The sequence below is a fragment of the Pseudomonas nabeulensis genome (assembly GCF_004682045.1).
Lineage (GTDB): Bacteria > Pseudomonadota > Gammaproteobacteria > Pseudomonadales > Pseudomonadaceae > Aquipseudomonas > Aquipseudomonas nabeulensis.
This window is the reverse complement of record NZ_QUZT01000079.1, coordinates 21,379-27,807: the sequence shown is the minus strand read 5'-3', so window position 1 is coordinate 27,807 and position 6,429 is coordinate 21,379. Positions and strand designations below refer to the sequence as shown.

Here is a 6,429-nt window from a genome sequence, read left to right as displayed (position 1 = left end):
TTGTGTTGTCCCGTCCTCCTCAGCAACCCTGGGGCGTCTCGCCGCGTTTGAGACGTGCATTGATGTCTTCGATCACTGCCGGCAACTCCACGATCGTGTCGATCAGGTAGTGCGGTCTTGAACCCTCGAACAGTTGGCTGATGCGTGCCCGCTGCGCCGCGAGTTCGACCGCTGGCAGTGCCTTGAATTGTTCATAGGTCAGGCCCAATGCGTTGCCCGAGCAGGTGAGGGCCACCGTCCACATACCGGCGCTGCGGCCTTCGAGGATGCCGGGCCAGGTGTCGTCCACCTTGACGCATGCCGCGACATCGCTGATACCCAGCGCGATTACGTTGGCCAACGCTTGCGCCGGGTGTGGGCGGCCATTGGGCACTTCGTCGGTGGCCACTACATGGTCGGCGACATAGCCATTCTGCCGTGCCAACTCCACGACTTTGGCCATGACCACCGCTGGGTAACCGGAGCACGAACCGATTTTCAAGCCGTTGTCGCGCAGTGCTGCGATGGCCTCCAGTGCGCCGGGGATCACTGCCGAATGCAGGGCGATTTTCTCGATCTGCAACGGCATGAAACGCTCGTACAACGCCGTTACGTCCTCATCGGTAGGCAGCCGGCCGAACACAGTGCGGTAACGCTCGGCGATAGGGGGGTGGTTGCACAGGGTGCGGATGTGGTCCCACTTGCCCATGCCCATCGGGCCGCGGGCTTCTTCGAGCGACACGGCCACGCCGAATTCGGCGAACGCCTCGACGAAGATCTGGGTGGGGGCAAACGAGCCAAAGTCGACGACAGTGCCAGCCCAGTCCAGGACCACCGCTTGCAGTTGAGTCGGTTGTTGGTAGTGCATGGTCAATCTCCAGTTTTGGGTACGGGGAGGCCGTCCCTTCCGTGTGCAGAAGGTAGGCCGGTCAATGGGTGAAGCGCTTGTGTGGGTCAGGTGCCGGGTGTTGGGCTTGAGTCGAACAGTTCCGCGATCATCGGTCGGTTGCGGCGAATACCCAGGCAGCACAGGTGGTAGTCGATGGAAAACGGATGGTTCACAAAGGTGATGGGGGTCGTGCCTGGGGTTTCGGCATATTCGACCGCCGAGACGAAGCCGATGCCGATACCTTTGGCGATGGCGTGCACGATGGCTTCGCGGCTGTTGAGTTGCATCACGCAGTTCAAGGAAACCCCCAGGTGCTTGCAGCGCTCTTCCACCAGTTGGCGGGTGCGCGAGCTTTTTTCGCGCATGACCCATCTCTCCTGGCTGATTTGCTCCACATGCACCTCGTCCTGGCTCGCCCACGGATGGTCATCACGTACCACGGCAATGATCGGGTAGCGGTGGTACAGCTGGGTGTCGAAGCGTTGGTCGAACTCGGAAAGCGCCAGGATCGCCACGTCGATATCGAAATTGAACAGCCGGTCCAGGGTTTCCTTCTCGGGGGAAAACGAGGTCTCCAGTTCGATATCCGGGTGGCGCTGCATCAATTCATAGGTCAGGTTCATCGCAATCGGCGGCGAAACAGCCCCCAGGCGCAGTAGGCCGGTCTTGCGTTGTTTAAAGCTCTGCAGCAGTTGCACGGCTTCATCCTCCTGGCCGAACAGACCCTGGGTGATTGCATATAGCTGGTGGCCTGCCGAACTCATTTCGATAAAGCGGCCGCGCCGGTGGAACAGTTCCACCGAGAACCTTTTCTCCAGGGCATTGACCTGCTCGCTGATCGTCGGCTGGCCCACGCTCAGGAACTCGGCGGCCAGGGTGAAACTGCCGGTCTTCGCCACCGCATGAAAGGAGCGCAGCCACTTGTGGTACTGGTACATGTCAGGGTCCTGTTGCGGATTCAGCGTCTGATGAACAGCGCGACCACCGCACTGCTCAGGCACGCCGTGGTCACGACGATGAAGATCAGCGACGTGTTGCCCGTGCTGTCGAGCATACTGCCGATCAGCGGTTCCGCCAGGCCGGCAAACAGATACGACGAGAAGTTCATCACACCGGTTGCCGTGCCGGCGCGCTTGGCCCCCACCAGGTCCGGGCAGAGCGCCCAAAAACTTGATGCCGGGCCGTACACGAAGAAACCGCACAGGAACAATGCCACCAGGCCAATCGCGCTGTGTGGCGGCAATACCCACATCCACAGGCTGGTGGCTGCGCCGAGGACCATGTAAAGCATGATCGCCAGGTAGCGCTTAGAACCGAACAGCTTGTCCGATACCCACCCGTTGCTCAGGGCACCAATCGCCATGCCCACTGGCAGCGCCACCGTGATCCACTTGGGGTCGACCAGGCTGTCACCGCTTTTCCAGTCGGCGCCCAGGAAGTGCACCGGCACCCACACGATCAGACCGTAGCGCGCAGCGTTCTGGAACCCCAGGGATACGGCGGCGATGATCAGGCGAACGTTTTTCAAAACGGCTTTATAACGTTGTACCGATGTCTCGACTTCACCGTGGGCGACTTCATGGCTCTTGTCTTCGGCATTCGCCACGCCGGTGTCGGACAGGGGAGCGAAGCCCATGTCCTGCGGGCGTTCCCGAGCCACCAGATAAAAGATAATCCCGCCAGCGAGCATCAACAGCACCGGCAGCCGGAAGATCCAGCGCCACTCCAGCTGCAGCACTTCGAGCACGACAATCGAGGTGACGTAGGACAGTACCGAGGCGCAACCTGCGGCAAATACATAAAAGCCATAGACCTTGCCGCGCTCGCCGGCACTCCACCAGTTGGATATCAACCGACTGCCCGGTGCCCAGCCCAGAGCCTGGAAGTAGCCATTGAGACCCCACGGCAGGATCAGGCTGGCGAAGCCGCCGGCAAAGCTGGTCACCCAATTGGCCGCACATGACAGTACCGCGCCAAGGGTCATGATGCGCCGACCACCAAACTTATCAGCCAGGTTGCCGTTGATAGCCTGGCCGATGGCGTAGGCCCACAGCATGGCGGCCGAGGCCCAGCCGAGGGTTTCCTTGGTCAGGCCAAACTCGGCCTGGATGCCGGGAATGGCAAAGCCGAAGGTTTGCCGACCGGTGTAGAAAAACAAGTAGCAGAACATCGCGGCCAGCAGCATCCGCCACTGGGCGACACGAAACGACGCGGTCTGCACTGCGAGACCGGGCAGGGTTTGGGCACGGTTCATGATCTTTTCCTTTTTATTGTTCGTTCCCGCCGGGTGGCATTGGCGAGTGCACTCGTGTGTCGGTGCAGCAGGAAATCGTCGCGGCGCGCAGGTTTCAGGCTGCTTGCGTGCCGATGAAGTTTTTGCCTCGCGCGCCTTGCATCGCAAACTGGATCATGGCTTCGGCGTTGGAAGGGCTGACACCGTAGTCGGTAAACTCCGTCTTCACTTGCAGGCTGTGCAGGAATCCACGCAGCTTTGCTTGGGCTTGCAGCAGGTCGTTGCCGAAGATGCGTTGCAGGGTTTGATCCCGCGCCGCATCGCGGCCCCAGGCCAGGCCCAGCACCAAGGGCAAGGTGAAAGAACAGGCGATGCCATGGGGCAAGCCGTAATGCAGGGTCATTTCATAGGAGATGGAGTGGGCGAGGGCGGTCTTGGTATTGGAGAAGGCCAGCCCGGCTTTCAGCGCAGCCAGGGCCATGCGCGAACGCAGTTGCGGGTCGGACAGGTTCTGATGCAGCCGCGGCAGGCATTCGAGGATGTCCTCGATGGCCGAGATCGCAAACGTATCGGAAATCGGGTTGGCGTTGATGTTCCACACCGATTCCAGCGCATGGGACAAAGCGTCCAGCCCGGTTGAAATGGTGACGCTGCCTGGCACGGTGAGCATCAACTGCGGATCGATGATGGCTACCGTTGGCCAGGTGCACTCCAGGTGCAACGAGTACTTTTTCAGGCTGGCGCAATCCCAGATAGTTGCCCAGGGCGTCACTTCACTGCCAGTGCCTGCGGTGGTGGGGGCCGCGATCAGAACCTTGCTGCGCGCCGGCACAAAGGGTTTTCCCGATGCCAGCAGCCCCAGCAGTTCGTCAAACGTCCCCGACGCAGTACCGACGATCAAGGCCTTGGCGGTATCGATTGCACTGCCACCGCCCACGGCGATCACGGTGTGACATTCGCCGGCCTGCTGCCAGAACCGCTCGTAGGTGCCGCGCAATTGCGCAACGTCGGGGTTGGGCTGCACATCGTCGACGATATACACCAGGCGCTCACCCAGCAGCGCTTGAATGCGATCCACCAACCCCAGGCTGCGCGCTTCGGGAAAGGTCACCAGGGCAACGGTCTGGTGTTCGGTAAGTTCGGCGAGCTGGGCGAGGCTGCCCCAGCCGAAACGCGTGTCTACGGGGTTGTGGAATCGATCTGTCATGGCGGGTCCTTTGTTTTTGTTGTAGGAAGCGGCCCCATAGTCGGGGCCCTTCAACAAAGGCTCAAATCGATAATTCGCAGGGGCTTATCGGCTGGACCGATAACACATCAGTCGCGGGTGTGTTTCAGGTGAGCGCGAGGCGCCACGATGGAAGCCGCTCCATCCCAGGTCATCAGCACCTGCGTAATGGCAGCGTCGATGACGCTGTGGGGCACATTATCCCGCGCCAGTATCGAAACGCCTTGCAGGAAACTGTCGAACACCGTCGCCATCACCGCCGGGTCAACGCTGTCCGGCAATTGCCCGTCCCGCATCGCTCGTTCCACACACGCCACCATTCCGGCGCGGGTGCGCAGGCGGGACTGGGTCAACGTATCGGCGACTCGGGCATTTTCCGGGCTCGGCGCGCTCATCACGCCGAGGGCCACCATGCAGCCCTTGGGGTGCCCGTCTTCGCACTGCATGCGTGCCGACTGGCGCAGCGCGGTTTCGATGGCTTGGCGTGGCGCCAGGGTTTCGTCCCACAGGCATTCGGTGACCTGGGCGTAGGTCGCCAGGTAGCGTTGCACACATTCGTCGAACAGCGCTTCTTTGGAACCGAACGCTGCGTAAAAACTCGGCGCGGAGATGCCGCCACCCAGGCCGGCCTTGAGCTGGGCCAGGGACGTGGCGTCGTAACCGTGTTGCCAGAACAGGTGCAAGGCCTGGTCTACGGCGTGGTCACGATCAAAATTTCGGGGGCGGCCCATTTGTGCCATGTCAGGTCTCCGGTGGGGAAAGCGAGATAAATACTAGTCGATACAAAAGTCGTTGACAACGTAGCAAGGTCGCACGCAACATTTGTATCGATCGGTATTTAAGTCCCTCTCAAGGAGTTTCCCCGTGACACCTTCACTCAGCTTATCGGCGTCATCCGAGCGCCTACCCATCGGCGCCTTGCTCGCCCTGGCCATGACCGGTTTCATCTGCATCGTGACCGAAACCCTGCCGGCGGGCCTGCTGCCATTAATCAGCGAGGGCTTGGCGATTTCACCGTCGATGGCCGGGCAGATGGTCACGGCCTACGCGTTGGGTTCGGTATTGGCCGTGATCCCGATGACCATCGCCACCCGTGGCTGGCGTCGGCGCAACGTGCTGTTGCTGACCATCGTCGGCTTCCTGCTGTTCAACTCCATCACCGCGCTGTCGTCCCACTATGGCGTGACCCTGGTCGCACGATTTTTTGCCGGTGTAGCGGCGGGGTTGGCCTGGAGCTTGTTGGCCGGTTACGCCCGGCGCATGGTGGCACCGCATCAACAGGGCAAGGCGCTGGCGCTGGCGATGGTCGGCACGCCGATTGCGCTGTCGCTGGGTGTACCGCTGGGTACATGGCTGGGTGGCCTGGTGGGCTGGCGCACCACGTTTGGCCTGATGTCGGCGATGACCTTGGTGCTGATTGTGTGGGTGCTGGTGAAAGTCCCGGACTATCCCCCGCAAGCGGCGCACCAGCGTGTGTCCCTGGGCAAGGTACTGACCACGCCGGGCGTGCGGCCGGTGCTGGCGGTCGTGATCAGCTGGATGTTGGCCCACAACATTCTCTACACCTATATCGCGCCGTTCGTGGCCCCGGCGGGGCTGGCGGAGCGGGTGGACCTGGTGCTGCTGGTATTCGGCATCGCGGCGTTGGCGGGCATCTGGATCACGGCTCGATTGGTTGAACCGCTGCTGCGCAAAACCGTGTTGGTGAGCCTGGCGACTTTTGCCCTGGTCAGCCTGGTGTTTGGTTTGTTGGGCAACCAGCCTTCGGTGATCTACCTCGGCGTGGCGGTTTGGGGCCTGACCTTCGGCGGCGCCGCCACCTTGCTGCAAACCGCCCTGGCCGATGCGGCAGGCGATGGCGCCGACGTGGCGCTGTCGCTGAATGTGGTGGCATGGAACAGCGCGATTGCCGGCAGTGGCGTGGTGGGCGGCGTGTTGCTGGAGACCTGGGGCGTGGCGTCGTTTCCGTGGGCGATGGTGGTGTTGATCGCGGTGTCGTTTGCGATTGCCTGGGGCGCGCACCGGCATGGGTTCAAGCCTGGTGCCCGGAGTGCGGAAAAACCTGCGGCGGTTGGGCACTAATCTGACAACTGTCAGTCAATA

General features: G+C 61.6%; 6 protein-coding genes. 1 reads left to right on the top strand and 5 read right to left on the bottom strand.

The annotated features are described in order from the left end of the window. Positions 1–19 precede the first annotated feature (19 nt). From phnX to DYL61_RS27540, 5 genes are all read right to left on the bottom strand, one after another. The gene (phnX, locus tag DYL61_RS27560; protein WP_135310971.1) at positions 20–847 is read right to left on the bottom strand and encodes a phosphonoacetaldehyde hydrolase; all 828 of its coding nucleotides are present in this window, start codon (positions 845–847) and stop codon (positions 20–22) included. 86 nt (positions 848–933) lie between these two features. Then, positions 934–1,806, bottom strand: coding sequence for a LysR substrate-binding domain-containing protein (locus tag DYL61_RS27555; RefSeq protein WP_135310970.1), 873 nt, complete (start codon positions 1,804–1,806; stop codon positions 934–936). A gap of 20 nt (positions 1,807–1,826) precedes the next feature. After that, positions 1,827–3,122: an MFS transporter gene (locus DYL61_RS27550; RefSeq protein ID WP_135310969.1), complete on the bottom strand. Its 1,296-nt coding sequence runs from the start codon at positions 3,120–3,122 to the stop codon at positions 1,827–1,829. A 94-nt stretch (positions 3,123–3,216) separates the two neighbouring features. Further along, positions 3,217–4,308 carry an iron-containing alcohol dehydrogenase PsrA gene (gene psrA / locus DYL61_RS27545; RefSeq protein WP_135310968.1) on the bottom strand — a complete coding sequence of 364 codons (1,092 nt, stop codon included), beginning with the start codon at positions 4,306–4,308 and terminating at the stop codon, positions 3,217–3,219. A gap of 107 nt (positions 4,309–4,415) precedes the next feature. Next, positions 4,416–5,066 carry a TetR/AcrR family transcriptional regulator gene (locus DYL61_RS27540; RefSeq protein WP_135310967.1) on the bottom strand — a complete coding sequence of 217 codons (651 nt, stop codon included), beginning with the start codon at positions 5,064–5,066 and terminating at the stop codon, positions 4,416–4,418. Between the two features lie 124 nt (positions 5,067–5,190). Here DYL61_RS27540 and DYL61_RS27535 point away from each other — a divergent pair, with 124 nt between their 5' ends. Continuing rightward, positions 5,191–6,408: an MFS transporter gene (locus DYL61_RS27535; RefSeq protein ID WP_135310966.1), complete on the top strand. Its 1,218-nt coding sequence runs from the start codon at positions 5,191–5,193 to the stop codon at positions 6,406–6,408. Positions 6,409–6,429 lie beyond the last annotated feature (21 nt).

Coding starts and splice junctions, on each gene's coding strand:
- DYL61_RS27550 (WP_135310969.1), bottom strand. CDS start 3,122: ATGAACCGTGCCCAAACCCTGCCCGGTCTCGCAGTGCAGACCGCGTCG.
- DYL61_RS27540 (WP_135310967.1), bottom strand. CDS start 5,066: ATGGCACAAATGGGCCGCCCCCGAAATTTTGATCGTGACCACGCCGTA.
- phnX (WP_135310971.1), bottom strand. CDS start 847: ATGCACTACCAACAACCGACTCAACTGCAAGCGGTGGTCCTGGACTGG.
- DYL61_RS27555 (WP_135310970.1), bottom strand. CDS start 1,806: ATGTACCAGTACCACAAGTGGCTGCGCTCCTTTCATGCGGTGGCGAAG.
- psrA (WP_135310968.1), bottom strand. CDS start 4,308: ATGACAGATCGATTCCACAACCCCGTAGACACGCGTTTCGGCTGGGGC.